17 protein-coding genes and 1 tRNA gene are annotated in these 18,855 nt (G+C 51.2%); 6 read left to right on the top strand and 12 right to left on the bottom strand.

The genetic code is table 11. The annotated features are described in order from the left end of the window. Window positions 1-17: 17 nt before the first annotated feature. The 7 genes from RHH81_RS01845 to RHH81_RS01875 form a co-directional block, all read right to left on the bottom strand. Window positions 18-980: an aldo/keto reductase gene (locus RHH81_RS01845; protein ID WP_206200826.1), complete on the bottom strand. Its 963-nt coding sequence runs from the start codon at window positions 978-980 to the stop codon at window positions 18-20. A 104-nt stretch (window positions 981-1,084) separates the two neighbouring features. Further along, window positions 1,085-1,270, bottom strand: coding sequence for a hypothetical protein (locus RHH81_RS01850; RefSeq protein ID WP_206200827.1), 186 nt, complete (start codon window positions 1,268-1,270; stop codon window positions 1,085-1,087). Further along, window positions 1,267-1,824: a 16S rRNA (guanine(966)-N(2))-methyltransferase RsmD gene (gene rsmD / locus RHH81_RS01855; RefSeq protein WP_206200828.1), complete on the bottom strand. Its 558-nt coding sequence runs from the start codon at window positions 1,822-1,824 to the stop codon at window positions 1,267-1,269. The genes RHH81_RS01850 and rsmD overlap by 4 nt, the downstream gene beginning before the upstream one ends. Before the next feature lie 171 nt (window positions 1,825-1,995). Further along, window positions 1,996-2,526 carry a non-heme ferritin gene (gene ftnA, locus RHH81_RS01860; protein WP_206200829.1) on the bottom strand — a complete coding sequence of 177 codons (531 nt, stop codon included), beginning with the start codon at window positions 2,524-2,526 and terminating at the stop codon, window positions 1,996-1,998. Further along, complete coding sequence (locus RHH81_RS01865; protein ID WP_206200830.1) at window positions 2,492-2,740, bottom strand: FeoC-like transcriptional regulator; 249 nt, start codon at window positions 2,738-2,740, stop codon at window positions 2,492-2,494. Before RHH81_RS01865 ends, ftnA begins: the two co-directional genes overlap by 35 nt. A 2-nt stretch (window positions 2,741-2,742) precedes the next feature. Then, window positions 2,743-5,040 carry a Fe(2+) transporter permease subunit FeoB gene (gene feoB, locus RHH81_RS01870; protein ID WP_310743288.1) on the bottom strand — a complete coding sequence of 766 codons (2,298 nt, stop codon included), beginning with the start codon at window positions 5,038-5,040 and terminating at the stop codon, window positions 2,743-2,745. A gap of 14 nt (window positions 5,041-5,054) precedes the next feature. Beyond that, on the bottom strand, window positions 5,055-5,594 hold the full coding sequence (locus RHH81_RS01875; RefSeq protein ID WP_399364497.1) for a ferrous iron transport protein A: 540 nt from the start codon (window positions 5,592-5,594) through the stop codon (window positions 5,055-5,057). Between the two features lie 1,022 nt (window positions 5,595-6,616). Here RHH81_RS01875 and RHH81_RS01880 point away from each other — a divergent pair. From RHH81_RS01880 to RHH81_RS01890, 3 genes are all read left to right on the top strand, one after another. Beyond that, window positions 6,617-6,690, top strand: a tRNA-Pro gene (locus RHH81_RS01880). A 57-nt stretch (window positions 6,691-6,747) separates the two neighbouring features. Beyond that, window positions 6,748-7,401 (top strand): DUF3318 domain-containing protein, encoded by a 654-nt coding sequence (locus RHH81_RS01885; protein WP_310743289.1) that lies wholly within the window; start codon window positions 6,748-6,750, stop codon window positions 7,399-7,401. A gap of 2 nt (window positions 7,402-7,403) precedes the next feature. After that, on the top strand, window positions 7,404-7,622 hold the full coding sequence (locus RHH81_RS01890) for a hypothetical protein (protein ID WP_206200833.1): 219 nt from the start codon (window positions 7,404-7,406) through the stop codon (window positions 7,620-7,622). A 69-nt stretch (window positions 7,623-7,691) separates the two neighbouring features. Here the strand turns inward: RHH81_RS01890 and RHH81_RS01895 are convergent, their stop codons facing one another. Then, complete coding sequence (locus tag RHH81_RS01895) at window positions 7,692-8,783, bottom strand: chlorophyll a/b binding light-harvesting protein (protein ID WP_206201572.1); 1,092 nt, start codon at window positions 8,781-8,783, stop codon at window positions 7,692-7,694. A 228-nt stretch (window positions 8,784-9,011) separates the two neighbouring features. Between RHH81_RS01895 and RHH81_RS01900 the strand changes: the two genes are divergently transcribed. Further along, window positions 9,012-10,688: a diguanylate cyclase gene (locus tag RHH81_RS01900; protein ID WP_302678701.1), complete on the top strand. Its 1,677-nt coding sequence runs from the start codon at window positions 9,012-9,014 to the stop codon at window positions 10,686-10,688. A 68-nt stretch (window positions 10,689-10,756) separates the two neighbouring features. Beyond that, entirely contained in the window at window positions 10,757-11,401 is a 645-nt protein-coding gene (locus RHH81_RS01905; RefSeq protein WP_206200835.1) for a response regulator transcription factor, read from the top strand. 48 nt (window positions 11,402-11,449) lie between these two features. Here the strand turns inward: RHH81_RS01905 and RHH81_RS01910 are convergent, their stop codons facing one another. The 3 genes from RHH81_RS01910 to RHH81_RS01920 all read right to left on the bottom strand — a co-directional run bounded on the left by RHH81_RS01910 (window position 11,450) and on the right by RHH81_RS01920 (window position 16,364). Beyond that, a complete protein-coding gene (locus tag RHH81_RS01910; RefSeq protein ID WP_302678703.1) occupies window positions 11,450-13,876 on the bottom strand; it encodes a sucrose synthase in 2,427 nt (808 codons plus the stop codon). Window positions 13,877-13,958: 82 nt separating this feature from the next. Next, entirely contained in the window at window positions 13,959-15,389 is a 1,431-nt protein-coding gene (locus tag RHH81_RS01915; protein ID WP_310743290.1) for a sodium/glutamate symporter, read from the bottom strand. A 54-nt stretch (window positions 15,390-15,443) separates the two neighbouring features. After that, entirely contained in the window at window positions 15,444-16,364 is a 921-nt protein-coding gene (locus tag RHH81_RS01920) for an alpha/beta fold hydrolase (RefSeq protein ID WP_310743291.1), read from the bottom strand. A gap of 83 nt (window positions 16,365-16,447) precedes the next feature. On the opposite strand from RHH81_RS01920, the gene sat reads away from it, so the two are divergent. Further along, complete coding sequence (gene sat, locus RHH81_RS01925) at window positions 16,448-17,644, top strand: sulfate adenylyltransferase (RefSeq protein ID WP_302678705.1); 1,197 nt, start codon at window positions 16,448-16,450, stop codon at window positions 17,642-17,644. 757 nt (window positions 17,645-18,401) lie between these two features. Here sat and RHH81_RS01930 read toward each other — a convergent pair. Beyond that, on the bottom strand, window positions 18,402-18,545 hold the full coding sequence (locus RHH81_RS01930) for a hypothetical protein (RefSeq protein ID WP_181495457.1): 144 nt from the start codon (window positions 18,543-18,545) through the stop codon (window positions 18,402-18,404). Window positions 18,546-18,855: the final 310 nt, after the last annotated feature.

Here is an 18,855-nt window from a genome sequence, read left to right on the forward strand (position 1 = left end):
ACGTTAGTGGATCTGAACTACCACTTCCACATTACTGGATTCTCCGGATCAAGGGTAGCAATGACCGGCCGGCTAATTTCATCGAGCATGGCCAAAATGGACTTATCTAACTGAAGGTCAGCCGCTTTGATATTTTCTAGCACTTGTTCCGGATGGCGGGCACCAACAATGGCACAGGTTTGCGGTTGATGCAGTAGCCAAGCCAACGCCAAATTCCCGACACTGCTGCCCAAGCTCTGGGCAATCGGTTTCATCAACTCAATCGCTTCAAGGGCACGGTCGTAGGTTTCTCCCTGAAAGAGCTGGTTTTTAGCACGGTTATCCTCAGGGTCAAACTGGTGGCCGGGACCAAAGCGACCCGTGAGCAACCCTTGGGCGAGAGAGGAGTAGGCCAAAACGGTAATCTCATGCTCAATACAGAAGGGGATGAGTTCTGTTTCTGCCCAGCGCCAAAAGAGGGAATAGGGGGGCTGGACACTCTCAATGCGTCCGTACTGCATCGCCTCCGCCAGTTGAGCACGGGAAAAGTTGGAGACCCCAATGGCACGGATTTTGCCCGCCACTTGCAACTCCACCATGGCTTGCATGGTTTCCTCGATGGGCACGATTTCTGAGCCAAAGGAGCCGGCAGGCCAGTGAATTTGGTAGAGGTCAATGTAATCAGTGTTCAGGTTGCGCAGCGATCGCTCGCAGGCGGCAATGACCTCCTTGTAGCGCAAGTGGTTAGCAAACACCTTTGTTGCATAGACACAGCGATCGCGCAAATCACCGACCGCTGCGGCCACAATCCGCTCTGAATGCCCATCGCCATAGACCTCAGCCGTATCAATGGTAGTCATCCCTGCTTCCACAGCCGTGCGGATCGTGCGAATGGACATCTCATCTTCTATACCGACCCACCAACGCTTGCCCGCTTGCCACGTGCCAAGAATGAGTGGCGTAATTTGGATATCTGTACGACCAAGGGGACGAGTTTGCATACAATCCTTCTCTTAAAGGAACAGCTAGGGGGGATGGTGGGAGACTGCACAATGGGTTTGACGATGACGTGATTGCGCTCTTGGTGCTTGGCTTCATAAAGCGCCTAATCCGCTGCATTAAACAGCTCTAAGGGGGAATCATTTCCCCGCGGAATCAGTAAGGCCACCCCAAAGCTCAGTCTCCCACAGCAACCCGCTGAAGAATATTCATGGACAATGTATCTCGCTTGAATCGCCTCCTGCAACTGCCACGCCACCAACTCCGCACCACCAATGTCTGTAAATGTCAATTTTTGTGACAAACCAAGAAGAGTACTGTCGTGCTGCCATAGGTTTTAATGCGTTGCTGCTGCCAGCCGATCGCCAAGATCGCCTCTAAATCTGGTGGATTTTTTGTGCGACACTCAACAGCAATTTCTCCCTCAGGGCTAAGACACTTTTGCTGCCAAATTAACTGGAGAACGGGTAGATATAAGTCACTATTATAGGGAGGATCAAAGTAGATGAAGTCAAACTGAGGCACAGGGACTTGGGTCAATTTCTGGCGCACATCTCCCCGCAAAACTAAAGTGTGCTGATGGGGCTGGGCAAGGGTTGACCAGTTTTGGCGGATGACTTGACAGGCTTGGGGAGACTGTTCGATCGCCACCACCCACTGGGCACCCCGCAGCAGGGCTTCTGCTCCCATGGCACCGGTACCAGCACACAAATCCAGCCAGCAACATCCTTGGAGGCGACCCTGCCAAATATTGAAAATGGCTTGGCGAACTTTGGCACGGGTGGGACGGGTACTGTGACCGGAAAGGGTTTTGAGCGATCGCTGGCCAGAAATTCGCAGAGGCATACGCTTAAGGTAACGGCTTTCGCCCAAAATAAAAAGCCCCGGGAGTCTTGCCGTGTTTCGACCCCAGGACTTTTGTTTGCGAATCACTCCTCACTACCTACAAGATACTCTGAGTCCTTGGGAACTCCTGTAGCGACACATGACACTTTCTGAAGCGGCACCCTTTTGGCTTTAGGCTGCGGGCGTTGACTGCATTGTCGTGGTTCCTTTGGTTTGGGCAAGCCTGCCAATTTCCTGATCAATAAAGAAGAGTCCTTGCCCCTCCGTGCCAATCAGTTCAATCTTGTCAAGGATACTCTTGAACAAAAACTCTTCTTGGTGCTGCTCGGCCACATACCACTGCAAAAATTGCAACGTCGCATAGTCAGGCTCCGTATCCGCTAACTGCACTAACTCATTAATTTTGTGAGTTACAAACTGTTCATGCTCATAAACTTTACTGAACATCTCCCGCAGGGACTGAAATGTGTGTGGGGGAGCTTCCATACCGCCTAGGATTGCCAAGGCACCGGTTTCATGCATGTAGTTCAAAAGCCGCCGCATGTGTGCCATTTCTTCATCAGCATGTTGACTGAGGAACGCCGCACAACCCTCAAGGGCTTTGTGGGCACACCAGGAACTCATCTGCAAGTAGAGATGTGCTGAATAAATCTCAAGGTTGATTTGCTCATTGAGCCGGTTGGTCATTGCTTGGGATAGCATTGTTGATTCTCCATTCGTAAAGTTCAAGAGGGTAAAAACCACACTGATGACAGCCGCCACAGTGGCTAGGGATGATTTTTTTCACCCGTCCTTTGCGGATGAGTTGGCTAAGGATCAGTTCAATCATCGCTGGCGGTACCTGAAAATGGGCAACCAATTCTTCCAAGGAAACCACGTGGTGCTTCTGAATATAGTCCTGCAGTTGCAAGAGCATAATTATGTCCCCTGTGGCGAGGAAAACCGCTGGCGATCGCCCCAATATTTCAAGGCCATGATTACCATCCCCATCACTGCCCCTAGAGCCAGTAACCAAATTAGCGAGAACATCGGATGCGCCGCAAAGGTCATGAGTTGGTAGTAAGCAGTGGCGACCCAGTAGGCCAATCCCGTTGTCCAAGCCGCTACAAAGATAGTCCAGCCCAAATTGGTTTCTCGATAGACGGCGGCAGTGGCCGATACACAGGGAAAGTAGAGCAAAACAAAGAGCAGGAAGGCGATCGCTGCCGTTGTCGTGCCAAACCGTTGTGCCATCTGGCCAAATGTTGTGTAGTGCACGCTCTGAAGTTCAGCTGCGGCTTCGGGGTTATCTGCCTCTTGCAACACATGGAACCCTAAAGGATCAAGCACCCGTTGCCCCAGCTCACTGAGATTTTTGGGAATGCTGAGCACCGCTTCCTTTAATCCCCCCCAAACTGAAAAGGGTTCTTCTGGTGTATCCCCAGCTTCAGTGCTTTGGGCTTCTTGGCGAGCTAACTCTGTATAGAGGGCATCCATCGTTCCCACCATCACTTCCTTGGCAAAGATCCCCGTAAAGAGTCCTACGGTTGCTGGCCAGTTGTCGGACTGAATCCCCATTGGCGAGAAAATCGGCGTAATTTGGCGACTAAAGGCGCTCAAAATTGATTGAGTACTATCCTTTTGGCCAAAGCGACCATCGGTGCCGACAGAGTTGAGCAGTCCGAGAATGACCACAAGGACGACAATCATCTTGCCCGCTCGACTAATAAAGGTTTTTAGCCGCTCCCAAGCCCGCAGGAGTACCCCTCTGAAGGTGGGTAAACGGTAGGGGGGCAATTCCATTACAAACGGAGCAATCTCTCCTTGAAAGAGGGTGCGCTTCAGCAAGAATCCCGTGAAGATGGCTGTGGCAATTCCCACCATATAAAGCAAAAACACGATATTTTGGCCGCTGCGGGGGAAGAAAGCAGCAACAAACAGGGCATAGACCGGTAGGCGGGCACCACAGGACATAAAGGGATTCATCAAAATCGTCATCAGGCGATCGCGCCGATTCTCGAGTGTGCGGGTGGCCATAATGCCGGGGATATTGCAGCCAAAGGAAACCATCATCGGTACAAAGGACTTACCGGGTAAGCCCAGCCAGCGCATCAACCGATCCATGACAAAGGCTGCCCGTGCTAAATAACCAGAGTCTTCAAGAAGTGTGAGAAAAATAAAGAGCAAGCCAATTTGAGGAATAAATGTTGCCGTTGTTTGGATACCGCCCCCCACTCCCTCTGCCAGAAGACCAATGAGCCAACCGGGGGCATTAAATGTTTCCAGCACTTGGGTCGGCCAACCCACGACCAGCGTTCCGACACCAATATCAAAAAAGTCAATAAAGGCACCCCCCACGTTAATTGAGATGAGAAATATCAAGTACATGACGGCCAAGAAAATGGGAATTCCCAACCAGCGGTTGAGTGCAATGCGGTCAATGCGATCAGAGACTGTTGTTGTCAGGCGATCGCCCTGTTCCAGAACCTCAGCCATTAGGTGCTGAATCCAGCAATAGCGACTATCGGCAATCACAAGGTCTATGTCTTCTCCTAGGGTCTGGTGAATCCGCTCTCGCCATTGGCGCAGTGGTGCTACAACATCATTGGGAACTGATTCAATATATTGCAGCCAAGCCAAGGCCTGTGCCCGATTTTTGAGGCCTTGAGTCAGCAAATCAGCAATAGCCTCTTCAATCACAGGGGGTTGGGGCACACTAACGCTAGAAACAGGTGGTGCTGCCAAGGCAGTGCGAATAGTTTGCCGCAGTTGAGCAAAATGCTGTTGTTGTTTGGCACAAAAAGGCAGCACCGGTAGACCTAAGCGCTGGCTCAAGGCTGGGATATCCATCTTGATTTTGGTGGCACGAGCCACATCCATCATGTTGAGGACAAGGATGAGGGGGACTCCTAGATCAAGCAATTGTGATGTGAGGTAAAAATTGCGCTCTAAGTTAGCGGCATCCAGAATATTCACTACCAAGTCATATTCCCCCGCCAATAGAAACTTGCGGGCAATCTGCTCGTCTAAGCCAGTGCTATCCTCAGCATCGAGGGCATAGACCCCCGGTAGATCCACAACTTGGACAGTGATGTCGCGATCCCGATAGCGGCCTTCCTTGCGCTCAACAGTAACTCCTGGCCAGTTCCCTACCCGCTGATTTGCCCCCGTAAGACCATTGAAAATTGTTGTTTTGCCACAATTTGGGTTACCAATTAACGCAATTGTTGCTGCCATGTCACACTCCTTTGCTAGAGCAGATGGACTTTGAGGGCATCAGCTTCATCCTTACGCAAGCTCAAATGAAAGCCTCGCACCTTAATATCTGTGGGATCACCCAAGGGGGCATGGCGGACAACCTCAACTTCGGTGCCGGGGGTTAAACCCATGGCTAATAATTTGCGTTTGTAACTGGGGGTGGTAGGGGCATAGCCGATAATGCGCAGGCGAGCACCAAGGGGGGCACTGCGTAGGTTTACAGCTGCCAATTCCAGCTCTTTGAGCAAGATGTTTTGGGCTAGCTCGTGGTTCACACAAAACCGCTTTGAGTCAAGAGCCACCATGACTGCCCCGCGATCGCCCCGATGTAAGATGCTAATTATCGCCCCCGGTGCCAGACCCATCCCCAACAGTTGCTGGGTATTGCTGCACATTAACTTCACAATGCAGTAGCGATCGCCCACCTTAGCTTCAGCAAGGGAAATCAGATTAGACATGCCTCGTCTCCATCGCTGTCTTCGAGAATGGGGGTCGGCGATATAGGTAAAGGGTGGCCACAAAGGTGATGACATATTGCATTTAATGATTTTTTGAAAGCTAGTTATTGCATATAATTCTCAATTTATAGCACAGCTTTGCAGTGGCACCGTGACTTTAGCAAGTCTTAACCTATCTCCAATCATCCTAAGAGCTGAGCCTATTTGAAAGTTTTGGTGTGAATTTTGTCTTAAGTGAGATATTGAGACTTGCAATAAGTCTTTTATTAAGATATTTAATCTCATAAGAGATTTTACAAAGAGCGTTTTTTATGGATGCGCAAAGCTCCTGCAAGTCACGGCGATCAAACCCGCTCAAAACGACGAAAGTCCCTATGGGTTTAGAAATCACCCTTGCTCATAAAGGCAGCTTGAAAATTTGCCTAAGTTTTGTCGTTAGCCAAGTTTTGATGCTGTTTTTCTGCGATTGGGTCATCTCCGCCTCGATAAAACAAATAAACAGGCCAGCGAGGTCAGAGCTTGTGATGTCCAAGTAGCGTTTGAACTCATTGGGTTTTTCAGGTCAGTGGGGTAAGGTGTCATCCCCCCTTCCCAGCGCTTTGGCAGCAACGATTAAATCGTAGTAATCGGTGTACCACACCTGCGGATCGTCCATGTCGGGAAAAAGCCGAGCGTTGTCAATCAGGTAAAGAAGAGCGACTAGGATCGTTTTTCTGGTGCGGTAGAGCTGTCTCGGCGGGCAATGTTCTGCTGTGAGCAGATGAACAAGACGAATCAGGGCAAACACGCGACTTAAGGTGATCTCGAAATCTGACCGTACTTGAGAGGGGGATGTTCTTCTCCTTAAGGTTTACAGTTGCCATCCCCAGAGACAAGCGTTGCTATTAAACCCTTGGAAAACGGCTCTACCTGACTGGTTCTGTTTGACCGATTGTGGGTGCCGCAATAGAGCAGATTTTTCAAACTCCCTTCTGAAGAGGGTTTTCACTGCCTTAGTTTGAACTATGGACTAAAACTGGACTAAATTTCCTAGGTTGTGCCAACCGCTCCATCGCCATTGAGGAAAACCCCAGCAAGTGTTATCTTAGATAAGTTGTCGGGATGTAGCGCAGCTTGGTAGCGCACTTCGTTCGGGACGAAGGGGTCGCAGGTTCAAATCCTGTCATCCCGATTGGTTAGCCTTAAACTGTTAAGATAGGTAAGAAATACCCTTGGATTTTCTTGTGCTATGACCTCGGCTGCATCCTCAGTTGCCCGTTCTGACTTAGCAGAATTGCGTCGTCTCAAGTCTCTCTTGCCACCAGAGCTGCAAAGCTGGGTGACGATCGAACCGGCCAGTGGGGTGAATCCTCCCCTCATTACCTGCGAAGAAATTGGCAAAGATGAGGTGGAGATTCAAATTGATTTAGCCCGTTGGGATCAATTGGCCAAGGATCAGCGCAATCTCCTCTTTTGGCATGAGGTCGCCCGCATTCAAAATGACACGATTCCCCGCGATGGCTGGGAGATGGCAGCACTAGCGATTGGTTTAGGGGGTGCTGTGGGAGAACTCTGGGTGCAGGATGGCCTGTTGCTGCTGCTTGCCCTTGGGCTGTGTGGCTTTTCGGGCTGGCGGCTCTACCAGCGCAATAATGGTGAAAAGGTTCTCAAGGAAGCCATTGCTGCTGATGAGCGGGCGATCGCCCTTGCGACTCGTTTTGGCTATGAACTCCCCAACGCCTACAAAAGCCTTGGCAGTGCCCTCAAGCTCCTAATTGAGCAAGCCCCCAATCGCCGCCAACGCAAACGCTATGAACTACGTCTGCAAGCCCTGAAAAAGAGTGCGGCCAAAGCCAAAGCCCGCATGCAGGCCATGCAAAACGACACTCCAGCAGAATCTTAATCATGGCTCGGCCAAAACGCCAACTGCTGCTGCCAACCCTCATTCTCCTATGGACAGTGGCCAGTCTAGGGTTTATGGCGCAGTGGGATTTACATCCTGTCCTGCGGTACTATGGCTGGGTCTTCACGGCGCAAGTTGCCTTTTTGATTTTCTTTGCGCCAGCGATCGCCCGACAGCTGAGGGGTACCAAACGTTCCCAAAAAAATGAAAGCCTGCCTTGAATTCATAAAAAACCCTCGATCGCTCTGACCGAGGGCAGCACCTATAGCTCAAGCGGAGAAATATTGCGATTAACTTTCAACAACTGGATTGAGAAAAGCTTCTAATTGCTTGAAATTAAATCCCATGGCGCGCAGAGCATGCCAAAGGTGCCCTTGAAGAAAGAAAAAGGCAAGGAAGAAGTGAGCATTTGCCAACCAAGCACGGGGAGTATGCTGCCCAAGGGGTAAATCGATGGTGTCCGCAAAGTAGGGAGCAATTCCCAGTTTCACTTCTAGGGGTGGTCCGTAAAACTCTACGGGATAGGCGAGGGTATTCACCGCACAAAAATAGGCCGCCACAAATCCCGCGAGGGCAATGCCGCCAAGGGAGTAGGAAAGGATCGCTTCAGCATTAAACATCAGCACTTTTCGCGCCCAAGTCAGCGGCGGCACAAGAATATGCCAAATGCCACCCGCAATGAGCAAGAGGGCAACATAGATATGCCCGCCCACGAGATCTTCCAAATTGTCAATAGTGGCAAAGTGGGTTTGATAGCCATAGATGACAAAGGGATCCAAGGTGGGCTGGGTGACAAGGCGTACCGTCTGCAAATTGGCATCGTACAACCCGCCCCAGATGGTTGCTTTGAGCACTAATAGCAAGGCACCAAACCCTAAAAAGAGCAAATGATGCCCCAAAATAATCCCCAGTTGTTTCGGATCGTCCCAGCGGAAATGGAAGCGCCGCGCCCGCCCTGTGGCGGTACTGAGATCGTGAGGGGCACGAAAGGTATGAAAGAGGGCACCCGCACCCAGCACGGCTGAGGAAATGAGATGCACGGCGCCAATGACAAAGTAGGGGTACAGATCCACAACTTTACCGCCCTCGCCAATGCCAAACCCTAAGGTCGCTAAATGGGGCAGCAAAATCAAGCCCTGTTCCCCCATGGGTAGATCGGGTTTGTATTGGGAGATTTCGTAGAGCGTAAAGGCACCCGCCCAAAAGACAGTTAGCGCTGCTTGCGCCACATGGGCAGCAATAAATAGACCCGACAGGTTCACGAATCGGGCATTGCCTGCCCACCAGTCGTACTTGACATTGGCTTGGCCATAGGTTTGTAAACCTGCACCTGTTGGTGGTGGTGTAGTCACAGAGGTTGGGGATTCACTGGCGATCGCCATACATTCCTCCTTCGATAAACGCATAATATCGACGCTGAACTTATTGAGGATAAATCTCAATAAAGCCTAGGCCTACTATAGCACCACTATTGAGAATTATTAGCATCTGGCAAGGATAAAATGTAAAGATATGTAACTCCCCTCCAGCGGCAATCTGTATCTCCGAGAACTTGAGCAAGATCAAGCCAAGGCAGTAGGGTAATAGCAATAGGCTGTTGGCGAGCAAGTATGGCCATTTTGCTTTATCACGACGACGTGGCAACGGCAGCAACGTTGGTCTCTATCTTGACCACTGCGGATCATCGGGTGGATGTCGTTGCTCGCTCTGAAGACCTCTGGGGACTATTGGCCAGTAGTCGCTATCACCTATTGATTGTGGATGAGTCCCATTTAGGCACGGCAGTTGAGGCCTTTTGCCAGCAGGTGCGCGATCGCGGGTTTCAAGAGCCAATTTTGATTCTTACCCGCAAGGATTGGCCAACCCAGCCAGAAACCCAAGTGATTTATTACCACTATCCCTGCTCCCCAGCAGCGCTCCTTGAAATCGTCCAGCAGCTCCTCAGCGCGATCGCCACCTCCAAGCCTGACAATCATAACGACTCAGGCCTGCCCCTTGTCCTGCACATTGATAACGACGCCGAGTTAATTCGCTCCCTTGAGGAGCACTCCGTTGATGGTGGGTTCCGCTACGTCGCAATGGATAGCTGGCCGCTGGTCAACACCTTACTTGAGGAATGCTGGCCCAATGCTGTCATTCTCAATCCTGAAGTGATGCCTGATGAGGTAACCACCCGCGAGTTCTTGCAGCAGTTGCGGCAACATCGTCCCCCCATCCCCGCCCTAGTATTTACTGCCCGTGACACCTGGCGCGATCGCCTCGCCGCCATTCGCCTTGGCTCACGGATCACCTTGAGTAAGCCTGTTGATCTTGAGCGACTCTTGCAGACTCTCGAACAGTTACTGCAACCTCAAGAAATGACCTCCGCTAGTATCCTGACCGTGGATGATGACGCCGTCACCCTAGCCATCTTGAAACGGCTCTTGGAACCCTGGGGAATGAGTGTCACCTCCCTTCAGGATCCCGATCAATTTTGGGATGTCCTAGAGGCCACCAACCCCGAATTGGTTATTCTCGATGTCCAAATGCCCGGCATTAACGGCCTAGAACTCTGCCAAGTGGTGCGCAATGATCCTCACTGGAATCAGCTGCCAATTCTTTTTCTTACCGCAACCACTGATCCAGCCCTTGTCACCCAACTCTTTGCCGCTGGCGCCGATGATTTTGTTAGCAAGCCAATTGTCGGCCCTGAGCTAATGACGCGGATCATCAATCGCCTAGAGCGTACCCGCCTCCTGAAACGCTTGGCAGAGGTAGATCCCCTCACGGGATTGAGCAATCGTCGTAAAGCCACAGAAGAGATTGAACGCTTTTTGACCCTTGCCAACCGCCAACAGCAAACTCTTTGCATCGCCGTTTTGGATTTAGACCATTTCAAACGCATCAATGACACCTATGGTCACGACGTTGGCGATCAGGTATTGGTGACCACCGCTCGAATGTTGCGACAGTCCCTACGGATGGAAGATGTCGTGGCTCGCTGGGGTGGCGAAGAATTTTTAATTGCCCTCTATGATATTTCCCTTGATGTGGCCAAACACCGCCTTGCCATCTGTTTACAGCGATTGCGCAACCATACCTTCCACGCCCCCAACCATGACAGCTTCAAGGTGAGTTTTAGTGCCGGCATCAGTCAGTTTCCCACCCACGGGGAGACCTTACTACAACTGGTGAAGATAGCCGATGATGCCCTCTATGCCGCTAAGGCAGCGGGACGTTCTCAGATTGCCACGGCGCCAAAGGAGATGTCTCCAGAGCTGGCCAATGCTTCCCCCCAACAGGAATAAGCTATCCTATAGGAGCACCCTCATTCTTAGTAAGACTTGGCGTCAGCACCGTTAACTGCTCTGAATGTATGAACCTTGAGGCGTCCCCTGCGCAAAATGCCACGATTCTACTGGTAGATGACGACCCTAATCTTGTCCTCTTGGTCAAGGATTACCTTGAGATGCAGGGGTATCGTGTACTGACGGCAGCCCATGGCAACGAAGGTCTGGCAATTCTGCAGCAGCAGACGCCCGACTTAATTATTTGTGATGTGATGATGCCCCAGATGGATGGCTATAGCTTTGTCAGTGCAGTGCGACAACAAACACACCTCAGTTGGTTACCGGTGCTCTTTCTCTCGGCCAAGGGGCAAACCCACGATCGCATCAAAGGGTTGCAAACCGGCGGTGATGTTTACCTAGTCAAGCCCTTCGAACCGGATGAACTCCTCGCCCAAATCCAAGCCCTCCTCAAACAAACGGCTCGCCTGCGGGAAGCGCAACGACTGCAATCCCCTCCTGCGCCTACACCACCCCCCGGTGTCGAACTCACTCCCACAGAAACCCGAATTCTCCAATACGTTGCCCGCGGAATGTTGAATCGTGAAATTGCGGCAGAACTACATGTCAGTCAGCGTACCGTAGAAAGCCATGTCAGCAATATTTTGGGTAAAACCGGCTGCCATAATCGCACTGAATTGGCTCGCTGGGCGATCGATTACCATTACGTGTAACATACTCTCGACGATCGCGGGGCTTCCCACCTAGTCGCTAAACCCATATCACCGCTGCATGTGTTCTGCCAATAGGGCTTGGGCGCGGGGTTTATAGAGCAGATAGAAGAGTGCCTCCATATAGCGCATCATGTCTTCGCGGTTTTCTTGGGAAGAGAAGTTCCAGAAGCCGTAGATCTTGGCAAGGGAAAGCAGGCGTGTACAGTGAATTTTCCAAGTGTAGGTGCTATAGACCCGCTGGATACCCGCTTTGGAAATTCGTTGCCACTGCTGCGGATCGCGATCGCAAGCCTCTATAAAGCGGCGGATAGTCTCCGCCATTTCTTCTAGGTGGGTTGGGTTGATATAAAAACCATTCACCCCATCTTGGATAATTTCCAGAGGGCCACCAAAGCGGGTACCAAAGGTGGGCAGACCACTGATCATGGCTTCCAAAATCGTCAGGCCAAAAGCTTCAAACAACGCCGGCTGGACAAAAATCCCTTGGCGATCGGCAATGATGCGGTAAACTTCCCCCGAATCTGCTTTCGGTAAACGAATCCCTAGCCAGCGAATCTTACCGTGGAGATTGTACTCGTGGATGATTTGATAGAGCTTCTCAATTTCGGCGATTTCCTCGCGATCGCTGGAGTCTTCGGTACGCAATTTCCCTGCCACCAAAATTAAATTACACCGCTCTTGCAGTTCTTTGCTGCGGCCAAAGGCTTCTGCCAGTCCTGTGAGGTTTTTAATCCGATCCAGCCGTGCCATCGAAAAGAGAGGGCGTTTGTTCGGATTTTCTAAGTAACCATAGATCTGCTGCGGATCCTCAAGGGTAAAGAGCAGTTCCTCCAACCGCTGGCGATCGCCCTCTAGCCGCTCCGTATAGTGGTAGTAGGGAAAGTAAACCTGTTCATTCACCCCCGGTGGCACCACATTAAATTTCGGGCTAAAGAGTTCAATGCCGTTCACCACATGGTACAGGTCAGGCATCGTAAAGGATTGATAGGACTCGTACTGGCCAATACTGTCGGGTGTGCCCACAATCTCTTGGTAGGTGCTGCTGATGATAAAGTTGGCAGCATTCATGGCAATCAGATCCGCCGTAAATTGCATTGAGAAGTGATATTTATCCTCTAAGTCCTGCCAGTAGAGGTTACTAAAGAGGTACTTGGATTTCTCGAGGGCATGGGCAATGTTGCATTGGGTCACCTTCATTCGCCGCGCCAGCAAAAAAGCCACCAAGTTGCCATCGGAATAGTTACCAATAATTAAATCGGGCACATGGCCAAATTCCGCCCGCAACTCCCGCTCCGCGTCAATGGCAAAGGTTTCCAAATAGGGCCAGATTTCAAAGCGAGAAATCCAGTTTTGGGTCACCTTGGGATTAAATTCGCGAAACGGCACCCGCAGGATCCAGGCGTTGTTGGTGCCGTAGATTTTCTCTAGGCGTTGGTTGCACAGCGTCCCTTCGGCATTGGGAATCAGGCGGGTGAGCACAATAATTTTAGGTTGTGCCGCCAGTACCCCCAGCCCGGCCAGTTCTAAATCCTCCCGCATTTGTTTTTCAAGGCTTTTCACTTGATCGAGGATATAGACCACCTGCCCGCCGGTGTCGGGTCGCCCCAGCACCCCCTCTTGGCCAAACCAGCCGTGGGGAGAAATGAGGGCAATGCGAAAGAGCATCGGAATCCGCGAGACAAAGGCCTCTAGCACTTGGTGATCGGGCGAATCCAAGAGTTGATCTAAAATTTCTAGGGTGTCGCGTACCCGTGCCGCCGTATTGCCCCAACCCGGTTCAAAGCCCAGATTTTGGAGTTCAAAGCGAAACTCACTGTAGGCCTCGTCGGAGGCGCGATCGCTCAGTGCCACTAGGGCTTGTTTGACCTGTTCTGAGAGGTGTTGAGGAGAGCGAATCCGCTCGTTAATCAGAAGTTGATAGCCGTTATAGCGGTGAATTTGCAAAAAGTTAAAGAGGTTCTGCTGCCACTGGCGCGGGTCTTGGAAAAGCTTGCTGGATAAATAGCGATTGAGAAATTCCACCCCCTTACCGATATTCTTGGCATCACGGATAATTGGCGAGTAGTCATAGAAGGGCTGGACATCAATTTCAAAAACATCCCCCTCATTGGGATGGTACCGATTGACTAGGCGATCGCGCAGATCCAGTAGCTCTGGAATTGTCATCGGCACGATCGTCAAATCCTCCACCAGTAGCCGACACACCTCCTGCTGCGCAATCCGTGGCCGAATAATCCAACACAGACTTTCGTTGTCAACAATGATCTCTTGGGTATAGAACACCAGCTTGCTGAGGCGGGATTCGAAGGGTGTGGGGACAGGGCGATCGAGGTCGCGACAGTAATCTGCAAAGGCGCCCAAAATATCATTGCGCAGGAGATAGCGTTTTTCCCCTAGTTGCAGGATGCGTGAAAATTGGCGCAGATCGGCACGTTCATCACTTTCAACAACGGATTTGAGGAGCACAGAGGTCATCGGCAAACTCACAACACGGCTTTTACCTGAGACGGCACAGCGGCTCAAGTCGTTTCTATTCTAGGGTTCTCCCTGAATGGGGTCAATTTTGCGCTAGCGATCGCCGGATTTGGCCATAGTTCCACAATCCAAACACTAACCACAGGCCTAACAGCCCGCCCGTGAGCGCCAGTACAGGCACCACACCAAAATTACGGATCAGAATTGGTGCCGCCGCCGTAAATAACCCACCGCCGACAATCGGCTCAAAGAGAATCTGTTTGTAGGCAAAACTTTCCAAGGCGCCCGATTGGTTGTGGGGATCCACCATACGAATCAGCAATAGCCCAGTAGATGTCACCCCCATCGATTGCCCCATGTCGCCAATTCCCCGCTCAAACCAGAACATGGGCAAAATTCGCGGCGCTAAATAGAGCATGACAAAGAGATTCCAAGCAATTCCCCCCACACTCAAGAGGAGAAAGGGAATGAGATTTTCACCAATGGCGGCTAAAGAGAGGGTGGCCAAGGCGGTAATAATCGTCACATCCAAGGCGACACCGCCAATACGGTTAATCAGTGGCCGGCTAATCAGGTACTGTTTGCGCCAACGGGTCAGGATGAGCTGCACAATAATGCCACCGATCAGCGCCAAGGGAAATAGGGGCACATAGGCCATGAGCTTTAAACCCGTTTGTCCCCAAGTGAGACGCTCTAGGAGTCGCAGCGCTTCAAGAATCACCCAGCCCACAATAATCGCCAAACCCACAAAACAGAAATTTAATGACAAAGGATCAATGAGTAACTCCCGCAGCAGTTGTCGCCGCCGTTGCCGTGTTTCTAGGTCATCGTGGGGATGAGGGTCGAGATTCTCCGCGGTTTCAGAGTCCACCAAGGGTTTGATCTGCAAGCGCCCTGTGCGCCGTGCCCAGTTGATCAGTGCCACTCCAAAAACCACCCCAGAGACTAAGCCCACAGTGGCCAAGCCCAAGGCCATATCAGCCCCAGCGGTAAAGTTTAACTCCCTAAAGGTATCGGCCATGCCGGCGGCAGTCCCATGCCCCCCCTCAAAGCTGATCTCAATCAGGGCACCAGCAATTGGATCCATGCCAAATACAGGAGTGAGAACGAGCAACGTCAGCAGCAGCCCCACCACGTATTGCCCCCAAGCCAAAATCTGACCAAAGGCGACCTGCGGTGAAGCTTTCTGCCAAATTTCCCGAGGGCTAGGGATGATCTCCCCTAGAAATAGACAGGCAAAAACTATGTTGATGAAAATACTGGGAGACTGTTTCCAAACTTCGCGGATGTCTTCGGCAAAAAGACCGTTCCCTAAACCGGAGTTGGGAGCAATTTGACTGGCGATCGCCCCAAGGACACTAGGGCCAAGAATGAGTCCCAAAACGCCCGCAATGACTGAACTGGGCATATAGAGCGATCGCATCAGTGCCCAACGCTGCCGCACAATTCGCCCCAACAGCAGCAAAACACCAATAAAAATAAACGCCCAGAAAACTGTAATCAGCCTAAACATCTGCCATGCCAACTCTGAAGATTGTCGTGATCATAGAGCCTGCAACCGTAGGACTCAACCCCTCCCAAGTTCGTGGCTGCGCAACCAATCCAAAAGCAACGCATTGACGCGATCGGGCTGCTCATCGTGGGGACAGTGCCCCGTGTGATCCAACTCCACCACCTGCATCCTTGGTTGTACCTGTTGAAACTGCTGGCTCAGCATTGGCGGGATGAAGCGATCCTGTCGTCCCCAAATCAGCAATAGGGGTTGGGGCACGCTCTTGAGCATTGTCTTGGCACTCGGCCCAAAGTCCGTGCGGCTCATGGCGCGAATGATTTGCCCAAAGGCGCGATCGCTATCACGGTCATAGGCAGGGGTGAGCAGGATGTCCAGCAATTCATCATCCACACAGTTGGGGTTGGCGTAGGCCAATTGTGCCCAACGCTTGACAATGAAGGGACGGCGAATCGTGTAAAAAAGGGTGCGCAGCAGCCAAGGAGCCGTAAAAATCTGTTCAATTCCGCTCACAAGGGGAGCGATCGCCCTCGGAATCAACTCCTCGCGCACCGCTGGATCCGGCAGACTTAGCATCACCACCCCCGCCGCCATCTGCGGATAGCGATAAGCACAGGTCAGGGCAATCAACGCCCCAATGGAGTTGCCAACAATCACCGCTGGCTGCCCGACAATCTTTTGCCAAAAGGCATGAACCTGAGCCGCCCAAAACTCAGCCCCATAGGCCGCAATGGGCTTTTCTGCTGCCCCCAATCCTATTAAATCGAGAGCATAGGTCGGCTGATAGTCTCCCAAAACCCGAAGATTGTATCGCCAATGCCGTAGAGACGCCCCAAAGCCGTGGAGCAAAATCACTGGAGATCTCCCCTTCTTCTCATCTACAGCAGCAGGCCACCAAAAGCTATAGCGACTCTGCCATCCTCGCCAGCACCACTCCCGCTCGACGCCATAACGATAGGGGTCTACCAGTTGTCTCATGCACCTATTCGTCCAATAATGACTTCTATCTTAGTTATGAAGTTTTGCAACAGGTTCATCCAACCCCAAAAAGGAGTTCCACATTGAGTCCATCACCGACAGTACAGACAAAGGATGCGATCGCCCCCCACGGCGGTATCCTCGTCAATCGGATTCTCTCCTCCGAACAAAAACAGGCGTGGCTCGCCCGTGCCGATCAATTGCCCCGCATTACCCTTGATGAGCGCGCTGTCTCCGATTTAGAACTCATCGCCATTGGTGGCTTTAGTCCTCTGACGGGGTTTATGGGACAGGCCGACTACGAGCGGGTCGTTGAAGAAATGTACCTTGCCAATGGTTTGCCTTGGTCAATTCCCATTACCCTCTCTGTCAGTGCGGAGGTGGCTGCTCGCCTAGAAATTGGCCAAACCATTCGCCTCGATAACGCAGCGGGTCAGTTTTTGGGTATTCTCGAACTCACCGAAAAATATACCTATGACAAACGCCGTGAGGCGCGCTGTGTCTATCGCACTGAAGATGACAAACACCCCGGTGTCAAGGTGGTCTATGAACAGGGAGAAGTCAACCTTGCAGGCCCGATTTGGCTCCTAGAGCGGCATCCCCATCCCCAATTTCCCAACTACTGCATTGATCCGGTGGATTCCCGTGCCCTCTTCCGTGAAAAAGGTTGGCGCACCATTGTGGGGTTCCAGACCCGCAATCCGATCCACCGCGCCCACGAATATATCCAAAAATGTGCCCTTGAAATCGTCGATGGTCTCTTTTTGCATCCCCTCGTAGGTGCCACCAAGGAGGATGACATTCCCGCCGATGTGCGGATGCGCTGCTATGAAATCATGCTCGAGCACTACTTCCCCAAAGATCGGGTGATTCTGGCCATTAATCCGGCAGCGATGCGCTATGCAGGGCCACGGGAAGCGATTTTCCATGCCCTCGTCCGTAAGAACTACGGCTGTACCCATTTCATTGTTGGTCGCGATCACGCGGGTGTGGGGGACTACTACGGCACCTACGATGCCCAACATATCTTCGATGAATTTGATCCAGCAGCCTTGGGGATTATTCCCTTGAAATTTGAGCATGCCTTCTACTGCACCCGCACCCAGTCTATGGCCACCAGTAAAACCAGTCCCAGCAAACCCGAAGAGCGCATTCACCTCTCAGGGACAAAGGTACGGGAAATGCTGCGCCGGGGCGAATTGCCACCTCCAGAGTTTTCGCGTCCAGAAGTAGCAGCAGAACTGGCACGCGCCATGCGACAACCGCAACTCACGCCATAGCCTAAACATAAAACGAGGGGGTCAAGCTGATGGCAGCAAGACCCCTAACGAAGTTAGCAATGACGAAAGTAACTCAACAACTAACGTGGACAAAACGTGGTTTTAGCTGGCGATCAAAACCCCCACTAGGCGATCTCAACCGATCAAGCTTGGAGCATGGACACTAGGTAATGGATTGCTGTCAACGTTGACGACCTTGGATACTAGGAGGTTACCTAGCTTTGCCTTAACTCCCATGGACGACAGGATGGGGACTTCGGCAGTAACCACACAAACGATAAGGCTGGATAAAGCGAGAGGACAACTATACAACGGTGAAGCTCAAAGGATTGGTTTTGATATTACTCGCAAGACAGGAGTGAGATTTATCTTGGAGTAACTTTGCTTTATCCCGAACTCAAGGACTGGGAGGCACAAGCCTTAAGTTCACTCTTATCGTTAACCTTTCTTTCTGTGCCTACTTTTAAGTTAGCATAGGCCTTTGGGAATGCTCAAATGTTAACGGGAAATTCAATATCTGAAATATTCCTTAACTGATTCTGAAATATGCCGTTAGATTCAGTGGTTGCAACCTTTTGGTGGTACCCTTAGCGCTGAGCGTTATTTCTAGGTTTTAACAGTTTGGGCGATCGCCCCAAGCTCATAAAAAACTGCACCAGCCCCATGATTGCCGCTATGGCGGAGCTGATGCGGAAGGAATACCAGTTATTTTTACCTGTAAAGTCTCTACAGGGATTCTGCTTGCGGAAGACAGTAACTAACTCTTACGGGAGGGTGTTCCCGTGAAGGGCTGTGCTCCTGTGGAAGGATAGTGATCATTGCGAGGGGTGAAGATGCGCCCAAATGCCTCCATCAAAAAGACCATCATACTTTGCAGTTTCTCACGTAGTGCTTTTAACATAGGTCAACTCCTAAAGAAAGCGATTTAGGCTTCAGCCTTTGGCTTAATGATTGAACACCGCAGGAAAAACTTGAAACTTGCTCTACCGGAGCAACGGAATCGGACTTTGCCTCAAGATCATTAGGTACAGCCCTTTTCACATGAATGGAACACACTCAAAACAACTAAGGCTCCTATAGAGGAGGTTCATTTCCCCTTATGCAGCCCGTACTTAGAAAAGGGCTGTAAAGGCTGTACTTTTAGTATAAAAAATCAGACCAGTGACCTGAGGGAGTTTGAGACAATTTTTTATATGCTGAATAAGAAAGTT

The sequence above is a fragment of the Thermosynechococcus sp. PKX95 genome (genome assembly GCF_031583295.1).
Lineage (GTDB): Bacteria > Cyanobacteriota > Cyanobacteriia > Thermosynechococcales > Thermosynechococcaceae > Thermosynechococcus.